Source organism: Tsukamurella paurometabola DSM 20162, assembly GCF_000092225.1.
Classification (GTDB): Bacteria; Actinomycetota; Actinomycetes; order Mycobacteriales; family Mycobacteriaceae; genus Tsukamurella; species Tsukamurella paurometabola.
Genome location: NC_014158.1, coordinates 991,179 through 1,012,333, shown reverse-complemented (window position 1 = coordinate 1,012,333; position 21,155 = coordinate 991,179). Strand labels below are relative to the sequence as shown.

Sequence of the window (21,155 nt, the reverse complement as noted above, 5' to 3'; positions counted from 1 at the left end):
CGTCGGCTACGCCAGGTCGTCCTGCCGCATCAGCTGGCGTGCGGCCTCGGTGACGGATCCGGCGAGCGACGGGTACACCGAGAAGGTCTGCGCCACATCGTCGACCGAGAGACCGTTCTGCACTGCGAGGGTCAGCGGGAGGATCAGCTCGGATGCGTTGGGTGCCACCACGACCCCACCGATCACCACACCGGTGTTGGGGCGGCAGAAGACCTTCACGAAGCCGCGCTTGAGGCCCGACATCTTGGCCCGCGGATTGGTCGCGAGCGGCAGCATCACGGTGCGCGCCTGGTACGTGCCGTCATCGATCGACGCCTGGGAGACACCCACCGTCGCGATCTCCGGCCGGGTGAAGATCGCCGAACTCACGGTCTTGAGCTTGATCGGCGAAACGCCCTCGCCCAGCGCGTGATACATCGCGACACGGCCCTGCATGGCGGCCACCGAAGCCAGCGGCAGGACCCCGGTGCAGTCACCGGCGGCGTAGATGCCGGGCACCTTGGTGCGGGACACCCGGTCGACGGGGATGTAGCCGCCCTTGTTCAGCTCGATCCCCACGTCTGCGAGGCCGATGCCGTCGGTGTTGGGGATGGAGCCCACCGTCATCAGGCAGTGCGAGCCCTCCACGGTGCGACCATCGGTCAGGCGCACCACCACACCATCGTCAGTGCGCTCGACCTTGTCGGCGTAGGCACGTTTGACCAGTGACACACCGCGATCGACCAGCGCGTCCTCCAGCACCAGGGCCGCGTCCTCGTCCTCGTGCGGCAGCACGCGGTCGCGGGAACTGACCAGGGTCACCTTGATACCCAACTCGGTGTAGGCGTGCACGAACTCGGCTCCGGTCACACCGGAACCCACCACCACGAGGTGGGTGGGCAGTTCCTCCAGGTCGTAGAGCTGGCGCCAGGTGACGATCCGCTCACCGTCGGGCTTCGCCGAGTCGAGCACGCGCGGTGAGGCACCGGTGGCGACGAGCACCACATCCGCCTCGAGCATCTGCTCGCCACCGGTGGGGGTGATCACATTCACCATGTGCTGTGCCATGGCCGGATTGCTGGGGGCCAGCGAGGCGCGTCCGCGGATCATCCGCACGCCCTCGCCGGCGAGCCGGGCGCGGATGTCGGCGGACTGCGCGGCGGCCAAGTCCTTCACGCGGCCGTTGATCCGCTCGACGTCGATCTCGACGCGCTCGAAATGCAGCTCGATGCCCAGGTCGACGGCGCGCCGGGTCTCGGTGCGGATGCCGGTCGAGGCGATGAAGGTCTTCGACGGGACGCAGTCGTAGAGCACGCAGGCGCCGCCGATGCCGTCCGCCTCGACCACGGTGACGTCGCCGCCGTGCGCCACCGCGACCAACGCCGCCTCATATCCCGCCGGGCCGCCGCCGATGATCACGATGTTCGTCATGGGTGCAACGCTATCGTCCGCCGCCGCGCCGTGTGCGGGCACCATCGCACCCGACCGCCCGTTCCGCTCGGCGCGCTAGAGTCTGACCTGTGCCGATCTACGCCGCCTACGGCTCCAACATGCACCCCGACCAGATGGCCGAGCGCGCCCCGCACTCGCCGATGTACGGCACGGGGTGGATCCACGGCTGGCGCCTGACCTTCTCCGGCGAGGACATCGGCTGGGAGGGTGCGCTCGCCACGGTCACCGAGGACCGGTCGGATCCCGACGCCAAGGTCTTCGTGGTGCTCTATGACGTGACCACCGACGACGAGCTGTCCCTGGACCGCTGGGAAGGCTCCGAGCTGGGCATCCACGTCAAGCTCAAGGTCCGCGTCGAACTCACCGACGGCGGTTCCGTGCTGGCGTGGCTGTACGTGGTCGACGCCTTCGAGGGCGGCCTGCCCTCGGCCCGCTACCTCGGCGTGATGGCCGATGCCGCCTACATCGCCGGCGCTCCCGAGGAGTACGTGCTCGACATCCGCACCCGCGAGTCGCGCAACGTCGGACCGGGCCCGGGCGCCTCCGCCGACGGCGCCCCCGACGCCTGACGACGCACGATATCGCCGCGCGGGGGACGAGGCTCACCCGCACCGGAGGTCTGCTCCCCCACCGCACGATGTTGCTCCGGTGGGGGACGAAACGAGGCGCTCGCGGATCGGTGCGGCGCGGGGGGACGACCGGATCAGGCGGGCTCGGGACTGCGGGAGGACGGTGCCGGTTCGATCGCCGCTGCCAGGCGCCGCAGAGTACGGGCGACGGTGCGCCGCAGGCCCGGCCGCGCCCGCACCGGAGCACCCGTGCTGCGGTGCCGGTTCTCCGCTTCGTCGTGCAGATCCGCCAGCCGCGCATAGACTGCTGCTACCGGTGGGTCCGATGTCAGGTTCCAGTGTTCTCGATATCCGCTCATGTCCCGAGTACACGCGAACCGCGGCGAAGGTTCCAACGATTTAGGTGGCACCTAACATGTTGACCTATCTGCTGGACGTCGGCGACCTGGCCGATGCCCGATTCGTGCTGTCCCCGTTGAACGAAACGGCGCTCAGCCTGTTCCACTTCCGGAAGGCGCTGCCGTTCGGCCCGCACCTGGGACACTGGCGGCGGGAGGCCCTCGCCCGACGGAACAGCTTCGACAGCGAACTGATCGATGTGCTCGTCTCCCCCTCGGGGGCGCAGATTCCGGACTTCCTCACACCGCCACCGGCCGAGTCCGCGCGCCCGACCTTCGCGGAGCATCTGCGCCTGGTCGAGGCCACCGACGCGGAGGAGGCGCGCCGCCAGCTCGCGGGCCTGAGCGAAGGCGCGCGCCCGGCTCCAGCACTCACCGCGGTGATCGACCACCCCGAGCCCGCCCGGCGCGTGGCCGACGCCCTTGCCGGATACCACCGGGAGACCATCGCGCCCCACTGGCCGGCGATCGAACGAATCCTGGAGTCCGATATCACCTACCGCGGGCGGGAACTGGCGGCCGGCGGCCCCGCGCAGCTCTTCCGTTCCCTCACCCCGCGGGTGTCCTGGAGCCGCACGGGCGAACTCCGCATCGATCTGGCGTGCTCGAACGCCAGCGGCGAATTCCCCACCGACGGGCGGGGACTGATGCTCGTTCCGAGCGTCTTCATCGGTGGCGTCGCCGCCGCGCATGACCCGCGGTGCACGGCGCCACACATCGCCTACCCCGCACGCGGTTCGGCGACGCTCATCGAGTGGGCGGCGCCCGTCGCCGCGGATTCCCTGCGCCGACTGATCGGTGCGGCGAAGGCGGATCTCCTGGTGGCACTGGAGGAACCGGCGGCGGTCAGCGAACTGGCCCGGTTGCTCTGCGTATCACCGTCGGCGATCTCCCAGAGCCTGAAGGTGCTCGGCGCCAACGGGATCGTCGACAGTGCTCGCTACGGCCGCCGCGTCCTGTACCGCCGCACCGCCCTCGGCGACGCACTCGTACAGCCGCACTGACCGCCGGCGACACCGAGCCGCGTGACTACTCCGCGGAACCGAAGACCACGTTGGTGAACACCCGCACGCCCATCTCCAGGGCGCGCTCGTCGAGCACGAAATCCGGTTGGTGCAGGTCGTACTGGCGCCCCTCACCGGACCACACGCCCAGCCGCGCCATGGCGCCGGGCGCCTCCTCCAGGTACCACGAGAAGTCTTCGCCGCCACCGGATTGCGGCGTATCCGTCACCGCATCGGGAGAGACCGCGAGCGCCGCGGCGGTGAGGATCGCGGTGGCGTGCTCCTCGTTGATCACCGGCGGCACACCGCGGGTGTAGTTCACCTCGTACTTGATCCGCAGCGGCGAGATCAGGCCGTCGATGATGTCGCGCACCACCGGCTCCAGCGTCGCCCAGATGTGGTGTTCACCGGTGCGCACGGTGCCGTGCAGGGCGCCGATCTGCGGGATCGCATTGGGGGCGGAGCCTCCGTTCGCGGCGCCCCACACCATGATCGTTCCCGACCGCGGATCCACCCGGCGCGAGAGCACACCCGGCAGACCGGTGATCACGGTGCCCATCCCGTAGATCAGGTCCGAGGTCAGGTGCGGCCGCGATGTGTGACCGCCCGGCGAGTGCAGGATCACCTCGACGTGATCCGCCGCCGATGTGATCGCCCCGGAGCGCACCCCGATCCGCCCCACCTCGATCCGCGGATCGCAGTGCAGCGCGTAGATCCGGGAGACGCCGTCCATCACGTGATCGCGCACTGCCGAGAGCGCGCCACCGGGCATCACCTCTTCGGCGGGCTGGAAGATCAGGCGCACCCCCACCGGCAATTCGCCTGCGGCGTCCGCTTCGGCCAGCGCGAGGGCGGTGCCCAGCAGGATCGTGGTGTGCGCATCGTGTCCGCAGGCGTGTGAGACACCGGGATTACCGGACTGGAAGTCCAGGCCCGTGGCCTCGTGGATCGGGAGCGCGTCCATATCGGCGCGCAGCGCGACCCGCTCGCCGGTGCTGGGACCGAGGTCGCACACCAGCCCGGTGGTGGAGAGCTTGCGCGGGTGCAGGCCGGCGGCGGAGAGGGCCTCGAAGACGATCTTGGTGGTGCGCTGCTCACGCCACGATAGCTCGGGGTGCGCGTGGAGATCGCGACGGAAGTCCCGCAGCCAGTCCCCCTTGTGCAGCAACCACTCGTCCACCCGGGCTGCGCCCGTCGCGCCGCTCACTCTCCGTTGTTCCTTCCTCGGCGCGCGGCACCGTCCAGCAACCGCGCGCGCTCCGTCTCGTTCTCCGCGACCGCGGCGAACGCGGCGGCCAGTGCGAGCGCACCATCGCGCACGGCCCGGTCGGCCGAGGCGCTCGCGGCGGCCGCCGTGAATTCCGGCTGGTGGGTCACGGCCCCGCCGGTATCCAGGCCGATCAGCGGATGGATCGACGGTACCGCGTGGCTCACGTTGCCCATATCGGTACTCCCCAGGGGCACCGCGCGTTCGTACTCGGGCGCCACCGGCTCGCGGCCTATCGCCACAGCGGCCGAGCGGTACGCCTGCGCGAGGGCCTCGTCACTGCGCAACTCGGAGTAGCTGGGAGAGACCTCACGCACCTCGTGGGTGCACCCGGACGCGAGCGCCCCCGCGGCGAAGCAGTCGTTGGCACGCTCGGCCAACCGGTCCAGCGATTCGGCTGTCTCCGCCCGCAGGTAGTACAACAGCTCCGTGGCCGCGGGAACGACGTTCGGCGCGGTACCGCCCTCGCTGACGAATCCGTGCAGTTGCTGTCCCGGCTCGAGGTGCTGCCGTAGGAGACCGAGCGCGACCTGGGCCACCGTCGCCGCATCGCCCGCGTTGCGCCCCGCCCACGGAGCCGCGGAGGCGTGCGCCTCCCGCCCGGTGAACGAGATCGCGAGATCGGCCAAAGCCAGGGTGCGGGTGCGCACCACGTCGAACGGGGCCGGGTGCACCATGCCTGCGCACGCCACTGCGTCGAAGGCGCCGCGCCGCAACATGAGAACTTTGCCGGCACCGGACTCCTCCGCCGGGGTCCCGTAGACCTCGACGGTGAGCCCCATGTCATCGGCGACGGAGGCCAGCGCCAGACCCGCCCCGACGCCCGCCGCGGCGATGATGTTGTGCCCGCACGCGTGGCCTATCCCGGGCAGCGCGTCGTACTCGGCGAACACGGCGACGCGCAGCGGGCCGGTGCCACTGCGCGCGACAAGCGCCGTTTCGAGATCGGCGATACCGCGGGTCACGGCGAATCCGTGACCGGCGAGCGCCTCGGCCACCAGTCCCGACGCGTAGTGCTCCTCGAATGCCAGCTCGGGCCGCGCATGCACGGCGTGGCTCAGCGCCACCAGCTCGGGAGCCGCGGCGTCGACCGTCTCGGTCAGGCGGGCGAGGGTGGAGGCGACGGGCACCGGCACCGTCAGCCGAACTTGACTTCGGTGGTCGGCACCGCGAGGTCGGCGATGAGCGGCGCGTGCAGATCGTTCTTGATCTTGTTCAGCGTCGGCCCGTCGGCGGCGGCGTTCGCAGCGGCGCGCGCGGTCGCGGCGGCCAGCAGCTCGGCCTCCGAGGCGGTGCCCTGCGCGATACCGGCGGCCACCGCGTCACCGCCGCCGTAGCGACGTCCGGTGGTCATCGCCTCGACCGCGGTCTGGTAGGGCAGACGTGAACGCAGCAACGTGGCCATGCCCACCGTGAAGCCCATCTTGAGGCTCACCTCGGGGAGGCAGAAGAAGCCGCGATCGTCGCGCATCACGGTGAAGTCACAGGACAGGGCCAGCATCGCGCCGGCGCCGAAGGCATGGCCGTTCACCGCGGCCACGGTGGTCATGGGGAACGTCAGCAGCCGGCTGAACACCGTGTGCACGCGGTCCAGGTACGACGGCAGCTCGCCCACGTTGGCCAGGATGTACATCACGTCGAGGCCGTTGGAGAAGAACTTGCCGGTGGCGGTGACCACCAGCGCTGCGGGCGCCCCCGCCGCCTGCGCCTCGATCTCGTCGAGGCGGGCGTGCACCGCGTCGATCCAATCCGGGGAGAAGCGGTTCTCGGGGTTGGTCTCCGAGAGCTCGACGCCCTCATCGCCCAGGAACAGAGTGAAGACGTCGTCGGTCCGCGTGACGTAAGGCATGGGCATTACGATAGCCGCTAGCATCTGGGGCCATGGCGCAAGTTCACGTGGTACGCGACTCCGGCATCGACGATCCCGCGGCAGCGGCCCGCGAGGCGGCCTCCGCTCTCACCGCGGCGACCGGTGGCGAACCCTTCGACGTGGCGGTCGTGCTCGGCTCCGGCTGGGCACCGGCGGCGGAGGCCCTCACCGCACGCGGCTCCGCTCTGGGTTCGGTGCCGATGGCCGATCTGCCGCACTTCGCGCCGCCCAGCGCGGCGGGCCACAAGGGGACCGCGATCGCCCTGGCGGTGGGCGGCAAGCGGGTGCTGGTGCTGCTCGGCCGCACGCACGCCTACGAGGGGCACGACCTGTCCCGGGTGGTGCACCCGGTGCGCACCGCCTGCGCGGCGGGCGCGAGCACCGTGATCCTCACCAACGCCGCCGGCGGGCTGCGTGAAGGCATGTTCGTCGGCGAACCGGTACTGATCTCGGACCACCTGAACCTCACCGCGCGCTCGCCGCTCGTCGGCGCGGAGTTCGTCAACCTGGTCGATGCCTACTCCCCCGCGCTGCGCGCCCTGGCGCAGCGAGTGGATCCCTCGCTCACGGATGGCGTGTACGCCGGGCTGCCCGGCCCGCACTACGAGACGCCGGCCGAGATCCGCATGCTGCGCACGCTCGGCGCCGACCTGGTGGGCATGTCGACGGTGCACGAGACCATCGCCGCTCGCGCCGCCGATGCCGCAGTCCTCGGCATCTCCCTGGTGACCAACCTGGCGGCCGGCATCACCGGCGAACCGCTCAATCACGAGGAGGTCCTCGAGGCCGGCCGCGAGGCGGCCGCACGGATGGGCGGCCTGCTCGCCGACGTGATCGAGGCGATGTAGGTGCAGACCCCGCAGGCGCAGGCCTGGATCGCCGCCGATCCCGATCCGCAGACCCGCGCGGAGTTGGAGGCACTCGATGCCGACGACCTCGCCGAGCGGTTCGCGGCACCGCTCACCTTCGGCACCGCGGGCCTGCGCGGCCCGGTGCGCGGCGGACCGTCGGGCATGAACATCGCGGTGGTCACCCGCACCACCTGGGCGCTCGGTGAATGGCTCAAGGGCAAGTGCCTGGGCGGGGGCACCGTGGTGGTGGGCCGCGACGCCCGGCGCGGCTCCGAGGCCTTCTTCGCCGCGGCCACCGAAGTGCTCGCCGCACAGGGGTTCGCGGTGGTAGCACTCCCCGAACCCGGCCCCACGCCGTGGGTCTCCTTCGCCACCAGGGCGCTCGGGGCCGTTGCGGGTGTGCAGATCACCGCCTCGCACAACCCGCCCGCCGACAACGGCTACAAGGTGTACCTCGATGGGGGTGCGCAGCTCGTGGCGCCCGCCGACGCCGAGATCGAGAAGTTGATCGACGGTGCCCCGGGCGCCGCGTCGATCGCCCGGGCGACGGTGCCCGACGACCCGCGGGCCACCGAGGTGCTCGCCGCATACCTCGACCGGGTTTCCTCGCTCACCGGCGCGCCCGCGGCGCCCCTGCGGATCGCGCTGACGCCGATGCACGGTGTGGGCGGCGCCGTCGCGGTGGAGGCCCTGCGGCGCAGCGGTTTCGATGACGTTCACGTGGTCGCGGAGCAGTTCGCCCCCGACGGCGAATTTCCCACGGTTGCCTTCCCGAACCCGGAGGAGCCGGGTGCGGCCGATCTGTTGCTGGCGTTGGCCGAGCGGGTGGACGCCGATCTCGCGGTCGCCTTGGACCCGGATGCCGACCGGTGCGCTCTCGGAGTGCGCGGCCCGGACGGCTGGCGCATGCTCACCGGCGATGAATCCGGTGCGCTGCTGGGCGATCACCTGCTGTCCTCGCCGCTACCGGGTTCGCCGTCGGACCCGCTGGTGGCGACCACGATCGTCAGCTCCGAACTGCTCGGCGCGATCGCGGCGAGCCACGGAGCGCGGTACGCCCGCACGCTCACCGGGTTCAAGAACCTGGTCCGTGCCGGGACCGGTTTGGTGTTCGCCTACGAGGAGGCACTGGGGCTGTGCGTCGATCCGGCCGCGGTGCGCGATAAGGACGGTATCTCCGCGGCGGTGGTCGCCGCCGCGTACGCGGCATCGCTCAAGGCCGGGGGCGCGAGCCTGCTCGACGCGCTGCACTCGCTGTACCGGCGACACGGTGTGTACCTCACCAGCCAGTACTCGCTGCGCGTGGACGATGTCTCCCGGATCGGGAACATCATGGCCCGGTTGCGGGCGGATCCGCCCGCAGCGGTTGCGGGCACGCCGGTCGGCTGTGAGGATCTGCGGCAGGCTCGGCCCGCGACGGACGCGCTGGTCTTCCGTGGCGATGGCGTGCGAGTGACCGTGCGCCCCTCGGGAACCGAGCCCAAGGCGAAGTTCTACCTGGAGGTGATCGTGCCGGTGTCGGAGAACGAGGGCCAGGAGGCGATCGCGCATGCCGAGGCGGCCGGCCGCTCGCGGTTGACCGCGGTGACCGACACCGTCCGCGGGTGGGCGGAGCTGACGTGAGCCGCCCGGGAGGCAGTACCGAGCGCGGCCGGGTGATCGTGGTGTCGGTGATCGTCGGCATGGCGATCGTGGTGGCTGCCGCAGCCGGCGCGGCGGCGTTCGTCAACGGCCGGGAGGACCCGGCCGCGACGGCAGCCGCGCCGAATCCGTCCGCGCCCTCGTCGGGCTCCTCCGCACCGTCGGCGCCGCAGCCCCCGGAGAGCCTCGACGATGCCCCGTTACCGCCTGCGCCCACTGTGCCCGGCACCGACCGGCACGGCTTCCTGGGGACGCCGGCCCGATGCGCCGACATCGATCCCGCACGGATGATCGTGCAGACCGCGACCTCGCAAGCCGTGGTCTGCGCGCGCGGTGATGCGCTCTACTACGCCGGTTGGCGCAGTGACACCGGCGTCGGCACCCGCATCGACGGGGTGCTCCCCGCCGGACCCGGTTGGGTGGCACGGGCCCCCGATGCCACCATCAACATCACCCCGCAAGGACTGGTGATCTCCACCGCCACAGGCGAATTCACCGAACCGGCGACCGCCTTCTGGGCGGGCTGACGCGCTCCGGTCAGCTCCAGCGCGGTCCGAACTGCCGGTCACCCGCGTCGCCGAGACCAGGAACGATGTAGGCATCCTGGTTGAGTCCACGGTCCACGGTGGCCGTGACCAGCCGCACGGGGTGCCCGCAATCGGTGAGGGCCCGTACGCCTTCGGGGGCGGCGACCACGCATACCGCGGTGACGTCGGTGGCGCCGCGCTGCGCGAGCAGGCCCAGGGTCTCGACCATCGATCCGCCGGTCGCGAGCATCGGGTCGAGTACGAACACGGGGCGGCCCGCGAGGTCCGCGGGCAGCGACTGGAAGTAGGGCTCGGGAACGTAGTTCTCCTCGTTACGGCCCATACCGACGAAACCCACCTGCGATTCGGGCAGCATCGCGTGCGCCTGATCGACCATGCCGAGTCCGGCGCGCAGCACCGGCACCAGCAGCGGGGGCGCGGCGAGCCGCGCACCGTCGGTCACCTCGAGCGGCGTGGTCACCGGCTCGGCCACCACGGCGGCGTCGCGCATGGCCTCGTAGACCAGCATCTGGGTGAGTTCTTTGAGGGCGGCCCGGAACGACGCGTTGTCGGTCGATTCCGCGCGGAGCGTGGTGAGCCGGACGGCGGCCAGGGGGTGGTCGACCACGGTGATCTGCATGCGGCAAGCGTATCGGGAACCCGACGGCCCGCTCGCCCGTCCAATTGAAGAGGGGAACGGACAGGGGGAAAAGGCGTGGAGGATTTCCGGATGGACCTGCCGTCGGTGGCCAGTGCCGGCGGCTCGCTGGGCACTCTGGCCACGGCGGTGACCGCGGTGGCGGGGACCGGCGCGGTGTCGGGCGCGGCGCTCGCGCCGGTGTTCGGGGTGGTGGGCGGGGACTACGTGGCGGGGCTGCTGGGCGCCGTCGCCGCCGCGGACACCGAACTCGTGCGGTTGGCCGCGTACTACGCCTCCGCTGCGGCCGGTGCGGCGAGGACGGTGGCCGCGTCCGCCGCAACCGAGGCAGGCGGCACCGCGGCGCTGCTCGGAGTGTGGGGCGGCGCGGGATGAACGCGATCGTGCAGGCGTTGGCGGCGCCCCTGCGCACACTCCTGGACGCCTTCGGTTCCGGCGACCTCACCACCGGAGGCGTCGATGCGGCGATCGCCGCAATCCAATCCGAGTTGGACCGGATCAGCGCACAGACCCGCAGCACCAACGTGACGGTCGGGCAGTCGTGGACGGGACAGGACGCGGGCGCCGCGCAGCGGTCCATCGGCTCGGGCGGGGTATCGGCGTTGGCACTGGCCCAGCACACCGGTTCGATCAAGGAGTCGGTCACCGTGGCCGCCGAGAAGGTCCGTGGCGGGCAGGCCGAGCTGCGGCGGATCCTGGACTCCTTCCTGCAGCAGGCGGAGGCCGCCGATCCCTCGCTCGCCAACCCGGGCGGGCTGATCGCGGTGCTCACCCTTGCCGCGGATCACGTGCAGCAGGCCCTCGACGTGCTCACGAAGGTGCGCGGCGAGCTCGACGATGAGACCGGGAAGGTGAGCGAGCTGGCGGCGAACACACCGACGGCTCCGGGCACCGTCGACGGTGGTGCGGCCACGACCCCCGCGTCGGCCACCGGCAGCGCCGCTCCCTCGGCTTCTCCGTCGCTCGGCGCCGGCAGCTCCAGCGGAGGCGGCGCGTCGCCCGGCGGCGGCCTGAGCACTCTGCCGACCTCGCTCCTCGGCTCGCCCCGCTCGTCCGGATCGGGCAAGGGTTCCTCCGCCACGGCGCAGACCGCGAGCGCGCGGAGTACCCGGGGCGCCTCCGACACCAAGGGCGGGGTGGCGATCCGCCTGCCCGACGGTTCGGTGGTGAAGGCCCCGAACGCCAAGGCGGCAGCAGCGGTGCAGGCCGCACTCACCCAGATTGGCGTGCCCTACGCGTGGGGCGGTACCTCGCCGGGCGTCGGGCTCGATTGCAGCGGACTGACCCAGTTCGCCTACCGGCAGGCCGGGATCGAGCTGCCCCGGATCGCCGTGGATCAGGTGGTGGGCGCTCAGGTGAGCGCGTCGAATCTGCAACCCGGTGACCTGGCCGTCTGGGACGGCCACGTCGCAATGGTGGTGGGCAACGGGCTGATGGTCGAGGCGGGCGACCCGGTCCAGCTGTCGTCGATCCGCACCGACAACATCGGCCAGGGATTCCACGGCTTCTGGCGGCCCACCGGCTGACGGTGCGGTGCACTAGTGTGGGCGCCATGGCGTCTGACATCGTCCCGATCGAACTCGGCCTCACCGACGGCCCGGTGTACACCCTGTGGGCACCGCGCTGGCGCGACGGGGAGGACGAATGGGAGGCCTTCCTCGGTCTCGACGAGGATCTCTACGGCTTCTCCTCCGTGGCCGAGTTGGTGGCTTTCGCCCGCAGCGGCGCGGCGAACGACCTCGACGATCATCCCGCGTGGGAGGCCCTGACCACCCTCCCCGCAGAGGCCTTCGTGCCGCGCGAGGACCGCAGCTTCGACCTGATCTCTGTGCCCGAGCTGGCCGCCGAGGAGCCCACGCCCGAGGTGATCGCCGAACTCGAGGACACCCTCGAGATCGTCGGCCTGATCGGTGAGGTGTGCGAGCTGATCGACGTCACCAAGTTCTTCAACGGCAATCCCGTGCTGGGTACCGTCCGCATCGGTACCCGCAATTTCGAGGGCCGCGAGGGCGCCGAGATGTGGCACAAGGTGGGCCAGATCATCAGCCGCAAGTGGGACGATGTGGTCGATGCGATCGAGGGCGTGGTCACCACTCCGAAGGTCTCCGCGACGGTCACCGAGACGGCCGAGCAGGAACTCGCCGCCGCGGCCGAGAAGGCCGCTGCTGCGGCCGCCGACAACGACGAGCTCGAGGACGACGATCTCGATACCCTCGACGACGACACCGACACCGATCTCGACGACGACGCGGATGCCGAAGCGGACGCGGACGCAGACGAGACCGAGGATGACGAGGAGTTCGAGGAAGACGATTCGTTCTGGGGTCAGGTCGGCATCGATCCGATCAAGATCATCACCTCGGACGGCGAGTACTACACGCTGCGCTGCTACCTCGACGACAACCCGATCTTCTTGGGCCGCAAGGGCAAGATCTTCGTCTTCGACTCCACCGGATCACTGGCCCGCTACCTCGCGGACGATGAGGACAGCGAGCTCTCGGCGGTGTCCACCTTCGACGAGGTGCAGGTGGCCGCCACCGACGGCTCGCTCGAGGTGGAGGTGCTCGACGAGAACGTCTACGTGCTGCCCGGTATCGGCGAGGACATCGCCGACGGCCCGCGCCGGATCGACCGGGAACAGCTGGATCTCGCAGTCGAGTTGCTCCTGGACGCTGCAGATTTCGCCGATGACGATTCGGTGCGCGATGCGCTGCGCCCCACTACACCGCTGGGCTTCTTCGTCTCCTACGCGCTGGATCCGCAGCCGCGGCGGCTGGCCCCGTCGGGCCCGTTCGATAACGAGGCGGAGGCGTGGCGGGCCCTCGAGCACGACCTCGAGGACCGCCTCACCACCAAGAACTGACCCGGCTCAGCCGATCAGCACGGCGTAGCCGGGCTTGATCACATCGTCGATGAGCGCCAGGCGTTCGTCGAACGGCAGGAAGGCCGACTTCATCGCGTTGATGGTGAAGCGCTGCAGGTCCGACCAGCCGTAGCCGAAGGTCTGCACCAGCTTGAGCATCTCGAGGCTCATGGAGGTGTCGCTCATCAGCCGGTTGTCGGTGTTCACGGTGACCCGGAACCGCAACTGCGCCAATAGGTTGAACGGGTGCTGCTCCAGCGAGGCCACCGCCGCCGTCTGCACGTTCGAGCTGGGGCACAACTCGAGTGGGATGCGGGCGTCGCGCACCCGGGCGGCGACCAGGCCGAGCCCTGCGCCCGAGAAGTCCGTGGCATCGAGGCCGACCCCCTCGGGGAGGGTGATGTCGTCGACGATCCGCACACCGTGGCCGAGTCGATCGCACCCGCAGAAGGCCAGCGCCTCGTGGATCGACGGCAGGCCGAAGGCCTCACCGGCGTGAATGGTGAACGGCGCCGAGTGGTCGCGCATGTACTCGAACGCGTCCAGGTGACGGCTGGGCGGGAACCCGGCCTCAGCACCGGCGATATCGAAGCCCACGGCGCCCCGGTCACGCCAGCGCACCGTCAGTTCCGCGATCTCCCGGGAGCGGGCGGCATGCCGCATCGCGGTCACCAGGCACCGCACCACGATCGGATGCCCGTCGGCCTTCGCCGCGGCCTCGCCCTCGGCGAAGCCGGACAGCACCGCTTCCATCACCTCGTCGAGCGAGAGGCCGCGCTCGGTGTGCTGCTCGGGGGCGAACCGCACCTCGGCGTAGACCACGCCGTCCGCGGCGAGATCCTCGGCGCATTCGCGGGCCACGCGGCGCAGCGCGTCCGACGTCTGCATCACCCCGACGGTGTGCTCGAAGGTCTCCAGATACTTCACCAGCGAGCCGGAGTCCGCGGCCTCACGGAACCAGGTCGCGAGCTCGGGTTCGGTACTCGCGGGCAGGTTCTCGTAACCGGTCTCCGCGGCGAGCTCCAGGACGGTGCGCGGCCGCAGCCCGCCGTCCAGGTGATCGTGCAGCAGCACCTTGGGCGCGCGGCGCAGGGAGGACAGATCGATGGGGGTGGGACCAACCGGATTCGCCATAGGGCAAAACTACCCGGTGATCAGCTGGGTGACGATCCCGGTGGCGCAGGAGTAGCGGCATCAGGGGCCACGCCGGCGCGAACGCCGCGCGGAGACAGGCCGCTCTCGACCCGGCATGATTTGTTGAAGGCCTGTGGATCGTCGAACCCGACGGTGGCCGCCACCGCTGCGATCGGCATCGTGGTGTGACGCAACAGGTGCACCGCGCGCTCGATCCGGCGGTGACGCACGTAGCCGATCACGGTGCGTCCCGTCTCGGCACGAAACAAGCGAGTCAGATGGGTATGCGAAATCCCCACTTCCGCCGCGATGCCGGCCACCGTGAGCCGATCCTGCAGACGCGCCTCGATGATCGACAGCGCCTGCGCGACATGATCGACCGGGTCGTTGGCAGGTGCGCCCGCCGAAACCGCCCGGTCGAGCACTCGATGCAAGGCGATCCAGATCTCCGCGGCGCTGCGCTCGGGCCGGAGTATCGCGTTCGCGACCGCGAGGCGAAAGTTCTCGTCGATCGCGGGATATTCCGGGCCGAGAGGCACGACGAGCGGCGCACCAGGGCCGTGCTCCGGATCGGCGTCCGCGGGCGCCGAGAAGTGCACGTAGCGGTGCCGACTCGGCCCCCGATAGCGATACTCGGTGACCGCCCCCGGCGGCACCAGGGAGACGGCGCCGGGCCTGATCTGATAGCTCACACCATCGATCAGCAGCTCGGCCGCGTACGAGTACAGGTGAAAAGCCCACAGGTCCGGAAGCTGGAAGACGTCGACGTCGCGAACCACACCGTGGACCGCATTGCCCGCAGCGACCAGCACCGGAGGGCTCTCGACATTGAGCATGATGGTGAAAATTTACCATTTTCGGACCGGCGTGACCCACGACTTCGGCGGCTTGCGGATCTAGCGTTTTTCAGCATGACCACCACCCCAGACCGCAAGCACCTCTTGTCCTCCGTGGAGATGGCACGGTTCGTCGCGACGCGCGCCGTGACCCTCGACGCCGTTGTCCCTCAGGCGCTCAACGATCGCGCGATAGCCGTCCTCGATGCCGGAATCCCGGAGCACCCGTACGGCACCCCGCTCGATGTGGCCTACCCCCGGGGATCGTTCGCACGCGAACTCCTCGACCTCCCCGCGATCGCGGGTGCCGTGCACAGCCTCGTGGGGCCCGACCCGCGGATCGACCACCATCACGTGCACATCCGCGAGGCCCGCGGCGGCGAGGCGCAGAACATGCATGCCGACGCCGTGCTCGATCCGCGGGAGACCGCGTTCGACGTCCAGCTCATGTATTACCCGCACGCAGTGACGCTCGAACAGGGTGGCACGCTCAGCGTGCCCGGGACGCACCTGCGACGGATCAACGAGACCAGGATCGGGCGCTATCAGAACCTCGTCGGCCAACGTCGCCTCACCTGTCCAGCAGGCACCGTCGTTCTTCTGCACCATGGCATCTGGCACGGCGGTCGTCGCAATGATTCGGACACACCGCGTTACATGTTCAAGATCCGGTTCAACCCCTCCGTGCGCCAGCTCCGCCTGTGGAACACCGACGATATCGCCTCCCCCGAGGTGCTGGAGATCCTCACGCAGACGCCTCAGTGGGCGCCGGGCGACGAAGGGCGGCTCGAGCAGATCAATCGCGCGAAGCTGTGGCGTGCCCTGACGGGCGACGACACCTTCGACATCGACTACTACCTGACGCGGGCGGCGATCACGCCGACGTTCGTCGCCCCCGCCGCCACCGACACACGGCTGGCGGCGTCCGACCGCAGCGCCGGCGCGAACCTCTGAAGGGACGACACATGACCGACACCACCCTCGACCCTCGCACCGTCGACGAATTCCTCGGCGCACCGATCGCCGAACCCTCAGTGCGTCAACAGATCATGATTCTGTACACGGCGACCTCCGCGCTCGATTCCGCGGTGATCGGGTGGTCGCGATACGACGGGACCGGGCGAACCACACCCACCATGGGCGACGGCGATCAGCCGCCGTACCGCACCGGTGTCGATGCACTCGTCGACGGCTGGCGCCTGTTCCAGGCCTCACAGCTGCTCCCGCCCGCACGCGGCGGCGAGCACGACACCTCGTATCTACCGTACGAATTCTGGCTCAGCCGCCTGGTCACGATCGATGATCGTCAGCGCTCGGCGAGGTAGGTGAGGATCGCGCGGACACGCCGGTTCCCCTCCTCCGGTGGCAGGTCCAGCTTGGCGAAGATGTTCGCCACGTGTTTGGCCACGGCGGCGTCCGAGACCACCAGGGCGGCACCGATCTCGGGATTGCTCCGTCCTTCGGCCATCAGTGCGAGCACCTCACCCTCACGGGGAGTGAGCCGGTCGAGCACGGTGGTGGTGAACATCTTCCGCACCACCTCCGGATCGACGATCACGCCGCCGGAGGCCACCGTGTCGAGCGCGCGGACGAAGTCGTCGACCCGCCCCACCCGTTCTTTGAGCAGGTAGCCCACGGCGCCACCGGTGTCGAGCAGCCGCCGGGCGTACGCGGCGGCAACGTATTGGGAGAGCACGAGCACCGGCAGCTCGCTCCGCGCCGCCCGCAGGTCGAGGGCGGCGCGGAGGCCGTCGTCGCCGTGGCCGGGCGGCATCCGCACGTCCGTCACCACCAGGTCGATGGTGCCGGTGTCCACGGCGCGGAGGGCGTCGGCGTCGCCGAGGACCGTGGTCACTTCATGACCGGCCCGCTCGATGATGCGTTGCAGCCCCTCGGCGAGCAGCACGGAATCCTCGGCGACGACGATGCGCATGCTTAAGCAGGCTAGGGCATCGACCAATGCAGGGTGGTCGGGCCACCGGCGGGGCTGAGCACCGTGAGGGTGGCGCCCAGCGATTCCGCCCGCTCCACCAGGCCCGCGAGGCCGGTGCCGGCGGCCACGTCCGCTCCGCCCGGGCCGTCGTCGGTCACCGTCATCGCGGGCGGCTCGGCGGTGAAGACGATCCGCACCGAGCCGGCGCCGGCGTGCTTGATCGCGTTCGTGACGGCCTCGCTGGCGGTGTAGTACATGGCGCGCTCCACATCGACGGGTAGTCGCCGGCCGGACTGCCAGCCCTTGCCCGCGACCACGTCGACGCGCAGCGGTCCACCGAGTTCCGCGCACGCCGCCTCGACACCCGCATCGTCGAGCACCTGTGGGTGCACACCGCGGACGGTATCGCGCAGTCCCGCGAGCGCGCGCTCCACCTGGGCCTGGGCCTGGGCGACCTCGCCACGGACACTCTCATCGTCGACGCTCTGCTGCAGCATCCCGAGCTGCATCGACAAGCTCACCAGGTCCTGCTGCGGTCCGTCGTGCAGGTCGCGTTCGATCCGGCGGCGCTCCCCCTCGAAGGAGTTCACCAGCACACCCCGGGACGTCTGCAACTGCGCGACCAGGCGGCGCAGTTCGTCCTCACGGGGGCTGAGCATGCCCTGCGCCAGGGCGGCGCAGACCGCCGATACCGCGTAGGCGAGGTAGACGCCGACGGCACCGAACACCACACCGAGAGCGCACAACACAAGGCCGCCGAGCCGACTCTCCACCGACCAACCGAAGATCTGAATCGGCTCGTTCTGAGTGATCCAGGGCGCCATGAGCATGGCACCGACGACGGTGCCGTAGATCATCACGGCGAAGGAGATCATCGGACCGAACGCGGCGAGAACGAGCCCGTACGCCACCTCGCGCCAGGTGGACGCCTCGCCGAGCCGGTGCCCGGCGCGGGCCGCGAGGGTGCCGCTGATCGGCGGGTGGGGGTCGGCGATGGCCGGCAGTTTCATGAGCATCACCCGCTTGCGCTCGAGCTTGGCGATGAGGAACGACCACGCCGGGGCGAACGGGATCAACACGATCACGATGTACAGGAAGAACAACACCCAGCCGATCACCAGGGTGGAGATCAGGTAGGCCAGGCCGCGCCACGATGCCGACGAGCCGAGCAGATCGGCCGGGCTCCGCAACGGCGCGAACAGTGAGGAGCGGCCGCGGGTTTCGTCTGGATACGGGCCGGTGGGGGTCATGGCGGTTTCGATCATGCCCGAGACGTTAGGGCCGCGTCGAGCCCCGCACACGGGCTCGCACGCCCCGGTCTGTGGTGGTGCCAGCACTACCGCGGGCCGCTAGCGTGGCGGTCATGCGCATCGCGATCCTCGACGACTACCAGAACGTCTCCCGCGAATTCGGTGACTTCTCCGGCCTCGACGTGACCGTGTTCACCGATCCACTCACCGACGTCACAGCGCAGCTCGCGGAGTTCGACGCGGTGGTCGCGATGCGCGAGCGCACCCGCTTCCCGGCGGCGGTGCTGCGGTCCCTGCCCCGGCTGCGGCTGCTCGTCTCGACCGGCCGCCGCAACGCCGCGATCGATCTCGCGACGGCATCGGAGCTCGGTATTACGGTGTGCCACACCGGGTACCGGCCGGCAGCAGCGGCCGAACACACCTGGGCTCTGATCCTCGCGGCGCTGCGGCACGTGCCGGCGGAGGACGGAAACATCCGGACCGGGCGGTGGCAGAGCACCGTCGGGACCGAGCTCGACGGTGCTGTACTCGGACTGGTGGGGCTGGGCAATCTCGGGCGCCGCGTGGCCCGCGTGGGCGCGGCGTTCGGGATGGAGGTGCTCGCCTGGTCGTCGAACCTGCAGGCGCAGCGGGCCGCCGAGGGCGGCGCGACCGCGGTCACCAAGGAGGAGTTGTTCTCGCGCGCCGACGTGGTCTCGATCCACTACGTGCTCTCGGAGCGCTCGCGCGGCATCGTCGGGGTCGCCGACATCACCCGGATGAAGCGCGGAGCACTGCTGGTCAACACCTCTCGCGCCGGCGTGCTCGACACCGCCGCGGCGGCCGCGGCGGCGGACCGCGGCGATATCCGCCTCGCGCTCGACGTCTTCGATACCGAGCCGCTGCCCACCGGCGATCCCCTGCGCCAGCTGCCGAACTCGGTGCTCACCGGCCACATCGGCTACGTCACCGAGCAGCAGTACCGGGTCTTCTACGCGGATGCGGCCGAGGACGTCCGCGCCTATCTCGCGGGCGCCCCCGTCCGCGTCATGAACCCCTAGGCCGTCACCCGGTCGAGGACCAGCGAACCGCGCGGGGCGGCGGTCTCGCCGATCACGGCCGCCCCGTCGAGCGCGGCGATCGCGCCGTCGAACTTCTCTTCGGTGTCGGTGTGCAGCGTGAACAGCGGCTCCCCTGCGGTGACGGTGTCGCCGACGCCCGCGTGCCAGGTGACGCCCGCGCCGGCCTGCACCGGCTCGCCCTGCCGCTCGCGGCCCGCGCCGAGGCGCCAGGCGGCGATGCCGACGCCCATCGCATCGAGTTCGGTGAGCACACCGGAGGCGGGCGCGGGGACGGTGCGGGTGTGCTGCGCGACGGGCAGCGGCGCGTCGGGGTCGCCGCCCTGGGCCGCGATCATCGCCTTCCAGCTGTCCATCGCCTTACCGTTGGCGAGGTGCTCCGCGGGGTCGGCGTCGACGCCGGCGAGGGCGAGCATCTCCTTCGCGAGCGCGAGGGTCAGTTCCACCACATCCGACGGTCCCCCACCGGCGAGCACGTCGAGCGATTCGGCGACCTCGAGACCGTTGCCGGCACTGCGGCCGAGCGGAGTGGACATGTCGGTGAGGAGGGCGACGGTGTCGACGCCGGAGTCGTGGCCGAGCGCGACCATGGTCTCGGCGAGTTCGCGGGCCTGCGCTGCGGTCTTCATGAAGGCGCCCTTACCCACCTTCACGTCGAGCACGAGCGAGGCGGTGCCCTCGGCGATCTTCTTGCTCATGATCGAGCTGGCGATCAGTGGGATGGCCTCGACCGTGCTGGTGACATCGCGCAGCGCGTAGAGCTTCTTATCAGCGGGTGCGAGGCCCGAACCGGCCGCACAGATCACACCGCCCACCTTCTCCAGCTGGTCGAACATCTGCTCATTGGTCAGGTCGGTCCGCCAGCCCGCGATCGCCTCGAGCTTGTCCAGCGTGCCGCCGGTGTGGCCGAGACCGCGGCCGGACAGTTGCGGCACGGCGACACCGTACGAGGCGACGAGCGGTGTGAGCGGCAGGGTGATCTTGTCGCCCACGCCGCCGGTCGAGTGCTTGTCGGTGGTCGCGAGGGGCTTGCCGTCGCGGCGCAGTCCGGAGAAGTCCATCCGCTCGCCGCTGGCGATCATGGCCGCGGTCCAGCGCGCGATCTCACGGCGGTCCATCCCGTTGAGGAAGATCGCCATCGCCAGCGCCGACATCTGGTAGTCGGCCACCTCACCGCTGGTGAACCGGTCGATCACCCAGTCGATCTGGCCGTCGGTGAGGGCCTTACCGTCGCGCTTGGCGGCGATCACCGAGACCGCATCGAAGACTTCACTCATCACTTGACCTCCTCGAGGTCGTCGGGCCCGAAGGCATCAGGCAACAGTGTGCTCAGCGGCACGGGGCCCGAGCGGTGGTCGACGAGGAGTTCTCCCCCGCCGTGTTCGTAGAGCAGCTGGCGACACCGCCCGCAGGGCATCAGGATGTCGCCGTTGGCATTGGTGCACGAGAAGGCGAGCAGCCGTCCGCCCCCGGAATTGTGCAGCGCGCTGACCAGTCCGCACTCCGCGCAGAGCCCGAGGCCGTATGAGACATTCTCCACATTGCATCCGGACACGACCCGGCCGTCGGTGGTGATGGCGGCGGCCCCGACGGGATACTCCGAATAGGGCGCGTAGGCCCGCCCCATCGCCTCGACGGCCGTGCGCCGCAACATCTCCCAGTCGATCTCCGGCACCGTCGGCCACACCCTTTCGCTACGTTGTTGATCACGAGTCAATTTATGTCAGGCAAACCTAACTAAATCCTTTCGGCCCCAACGGATCGGGACCGTGGTTTCGATTCCACATTCCCGTGGGTTTAAGGTCAAGGCGTGGGTTCAGGTACACGTCGGGATTGAAGCGCCGTCCGGGCTGACGAGCTGCCCG

23 protein-coding genes are annotated in these 21,155 nt (G+C 70.2%); 11 read left to right on the top strand and 12 right to left on the bottom strand.

The features are described from left to right. Positions 1-6: 6 nt before the first annotated feature. Positions 7-1,410: an NAD(P)H-quinone dehydrogenase gene (locus TPAU_RS04935; protein ID WP_013125662.1), complete on the bottom strand. Its 1,404-nt coding sequence runs from the start codon at positions 1,408-1,410 to the stop codon at positions 7-9. A gap of 89 nt (positions 1,411-1,499) precedes the next feature. On the opposite strand from TPAU_RS04935, the gene TPAU_RS04930 reads away from it, so the two are divergent. Further along, positions 1,500-2,000 (top strand): gamma-glutamylcyclotransferase family protein, encoded by a 501-nt coding sequence (locus TPAU_RS04930; RefSeq protein WP_013125661.1) that lies wholly within the window; start codon positions 1,500-1,502, stop codon positions 1,998-2,000. 134 nt (positions 2,001-2,134) lie between these two features. Here the strand turns inward: TPAU_RS04930 and TPAU_RS04925 are convergent, their stop codons facing one another. Next, positions 2,135-2,359 carry a hypothetical protein gene (locus tag TPAU_RS04925; protein ID WP_041944291.1) on the bottom strand — a complete coding sequence of 75 codons (225 nt, stop codon included), beginning with the start codon at positions 2,357-2,359 and terminating at the stop codon, positions 2,135-2,137. 44 nt (positions 2,360-2,403) lie between these two features. Here TPAU_RS04925 and TPAU_RS04920 point away from each other — a divergent pair, with 44 nt between their 5' ends. Further along, entirely contained in the window at positions 2,404-3,402 is a 999-nt protein-coding gene (locus TPAU_RS04920) for an ArsR/SmtB family transcription factor (protein WP_245537846.1), read from the top strand. Between the two features lie 25 nt (positions 3,403-3,427). Here TPAU_RS04920 and TPAU_RS04915 read toward each other — a convergent pair whose 3' ends face one another. The 3 genes from TPAU_RS04915 to TPAU_RS04905 are packed head-to-tail and all read right to left on the bottom strand — an operon-like array spanning position 3,428 to position 6,518. Beyond that, entirely contained in the window at positions 3,428-4,609 is a 1,182-nt protein-coding gene (locus tag TPAU_RS04915) for an amidohydrolase (protein ID WP_013125659.1), read from the bottom strand. Beyond that, positions 4,606-5,805, bottom strand: coding sequence for an amidohydrolase (locus tag TPAU_RS04910; RefSeq protein ID WP_013125658.1), 1,200 nt, complete (start codon positions 5,803-5,805; stop codon positions 4,606-4,608). Before TPAU_RS04910 ends, TPAU_RS04915 begins: the two co-directional genes overlap by 4 nt. Before the next feature lie 2 nt (positions 5,806-5,807). Further along, positions 5,808-6,518 (bottom strand): enoyl-CoA hydratase/isomerase family protein, encoded by a 711-nt coding sequence (locus TPAU_RS04905; protein WP_013125657.1) that lies wholly within the window; start codon positions 6,516-6,518, stop codon positions 5,808-5,810. A gap of 32 nt (positions 6,519-6,550) precedes the next feature. Here TPAU_RS04905 and TPAU_RS04900 point away from each other — a divergent pair, with 32 nt between their 5' ends. The 3 genes from TPAU_RS04900 to TPAU_RS21775 are packed head-to-tail and all read left to right on the top strand — an operon-like array spanning position 6,551 to position 9,558. Continuing rightward, positions 6,551-7,387, top strand: coding sequence for a purine-nucleoside phosphorylase (locus TPAU_RS04900; protein WP_013125656.1), 837 nt, complete (start codon positions 6,551-6,553; stop codon positions 7,385-7,387). Then, positions 7,388-9,013 (top strand): phospho-sugar mutase, encoded by a 1,626-nt coding sequence (locus TPAU_RS04895; RefSeq protein WP_013125655.1) that lies wholly within the window; start codon positions 7,388-7,390, stop codon positions 9,011-9,013. Further along, positions 9,010-9,558, top strand: a complete 549-nt coding sequence (locus TPAU_RS21775) for a hypothetical protein (protein ID WP_013125654.1) — start codon at positions 9,010-9,012, stop codon at positions 9,556-9,558. The genes TPAU_RS04895 and TPAU_RS21775 overlap by 4 nt, the downstream gene beginning before the upstream one ends. 10 nt (positions 9,559-9,568) lie before the next feature. Here the strand turns inward: TPAU_RS21775 and upp are convergent, their stop codons facing one another. Beyond that, on the bottom strand, positions 9,569-10,198 hold the full coding sequence (upp, locus tag TPAU_RS04885) for a uracil phosphoribosyltransferase (RefSeq protein ID WP_013125653.1): 630 nt from the start codon (positions 10,196-10,198) through the stop codon (positions 9,569-9,571). 90 nt (positions 10,199-10,288) lie between these two features. Here upp and TPAU_RS04880 point away from each other — a divergent pair, with 90 nt between their 5' ends. The 3 genes from TPAU_RS04880 to TPAU_RS04870 are packed head-to-tail and all read left to right on the top strand — an operon-like array spanning position 10,289 to position 13,079. Further along, positions 10,289-10,591: a hypothetical protein gene (locus TPAU_RS04880; RefSeq protein ID WP_013125652.1), complete on the top strand. Its 303-nt coding sequence runs from the start codon at positions 10,289-10,291 to the stop codon at positions 10,589-10,591. Beyond that, positions 10,588-11,742: a C40 family peptidase gene (locus tag TPAU_RS04875; RefSeq protein WP_013125651.1), complete on the top strand. Its 1,155-nt coding sequence runs from the start codon at positions 10,588-10,590 to the stop codon at positions 11,740-11,742. Before TPAU_RS04880 ends, TPAU_RS04875 begins: the two co-directional genes overlap by 4 nt. A gap of 26 nt (positions 11,743-11,768) precedes the next feature. Beyond that, positions 11,769-13,079 (top strand): hypothetical protein, encoded by a 1,311-nt coding sequence (locus TPAU_RS04870; protein ID WP_013125650.1) that lies wholly within the window; start codon positions 11,769-11,771, stop codon positions 13,077-13,079. A gap of 6 nt (positions 13,080-13,085) precedes the next feature. Here TPAU_RS04870 and TPAU_RS04865 read toward each other — a convergent pair whose 3' ends face one another. Both TPAU_RS04865 and TPAU_RS04860 read right to left on the bottom strand, forming a co-directional pair. Beyond that, the gene (locus tag TPAU_RS04865) at positions 13,086-14,213 is read right to left on the bottom strand and encodes an adenosine deaminase (protein WP_013125649.1); all 1,128 of its coding nucleotides are present in this window, start codon (positions 14,211-14,213) and stop codon (positions 13,086-13,088) included. Positions 14,214-14,233: 20 nt separating this feature from the next. After that, positions 14,234-15,049, bottom strand: coding sequence for a helix-turn-helix domain-containing protein (locus TPAU_RS04860; RefSeq protein ID WP_013125648.1), 816 nt, complete (start codon positions 15,047-15,049; stop codon positions 14,234-14,236). A gap of 75 nt (positions 15,050-15,124) precedes the next feature. On the opposite strand from TPAU_RS04860, the gene TPAU_RS04855 reads away from it, so the two are divergent. Both TPAU_RS04855 and TPAU_RS04850 read left to right on the top strand, forming a co-directional pair. Next, positions 15,125-16,003 carry a phytanoyl-CoA dioxygenase family protein gene (locus tag TPAU_RS04855; RefSeq protein ID WP_013125647.1) on the top strand — a complete coding sequence of 293 codons (879 nt, stop codon included), beginning with the start codon at positions 15,125-15,127 and terminating at the stop codon, positions 16,001-16,003. Positions 16,004-16,014: 11 nt separating this feature from the next. Next, positions 16,015-16,374: a hypothetical protein gene (locus tag TPAU_RS04850; RefSeq protein WP_013125646.1), complete on the top strand. Its 360-nt coding sequence runs from the start codon at positions 16,015-16,017 to the stop codon at positions 16,372-16,374. On the opposite strand, the gene TPAU_RS04845 is transcribed toward TPAU_RS04850, so the two are convergent. Both TPAU_RS04845 and TPAU_RS04840 read right to left on the bottom strand, forming a co-directional pair. Beyond that, on the bottom strand, positions 16,356-16,982 hold the full coding sequence (locus TPAU_RS04845) for a response regulator transcription factor (RefSeq protein ID WP_013125645.1): 627 nt from the start codon (positions 16,980-16,982) through the stop codon (positions 16,356-16,358). The genes TPAU_RS04850 and TPAU_RS04845 overlap by 19 nt on opposite strands. A gap of 11 nt (positions 16,983-16,993) precedes the next feature. Next, on the bottom strand, positions 16,994-18,247 hold the full coding sequence (locus TPAU_RS04840) for a sensor histidine kinase (RefSeq protein ID WP_013125644.1): 1,254 nt from the start codon (positions 18,245-18,247) through the stop codon (positions 16,994-16,996). Positions 18,248-18,345: 98 nt separating this feature from the next. Here TPAU_RS04840 and TPAU_RS04835 point away from each other — a divergent pair, with 98 nt between their 5' ends. Further along, positions 18,346-19,272 carry a D-2-hydroxyacid dehydrogenase family protein gene (locus tag TPAU_RS04835; protein WP_013125643.1) on the top strand — a complete coding sequence of 309 codons (927 nt, stop codon included), beginning with the start codon at positions 18,346-18,348 and terminating at the stop codon, positions 19,270-19,272. Here the strand turns inward: TPAU_RS04835 and TPAU_RS04830 are convergent. Both TPAU_RS04830 and TPAU_RS04825 read right to left on the bottom strand, forming a co-directional pair. Further along, complete coding sequence (locus tag TPAU_RS04830; protein ID WP_013125642.1) at positions 19,269-20,567, bottom strand: thymidine phosphorylase; 1,299 nt, start codon at positions 20,565-20,567, stop codon at positions 19,269-19,271. The two genes, TPAU_RS04835 and TPAU_RS04830, sit on opposite strands and share 4 nt — an antisense overlap. Next, positions 20,567-20,965, bottom strand: coding sequence for a cytidine deaminase (locus TPAU_RS04825; protein WP_013125641.1), 399 nt, complete (start codon positions 20,963-20,965; stop codon positions 20,567-20,569). The genes TPAU_RS04830 and TPAU_RS04825 overlap by 1 nt, the downstream gene beginning before the upstream one ends. Positions 20,966-21,155 lie beyond the last annotated feature (190 nt).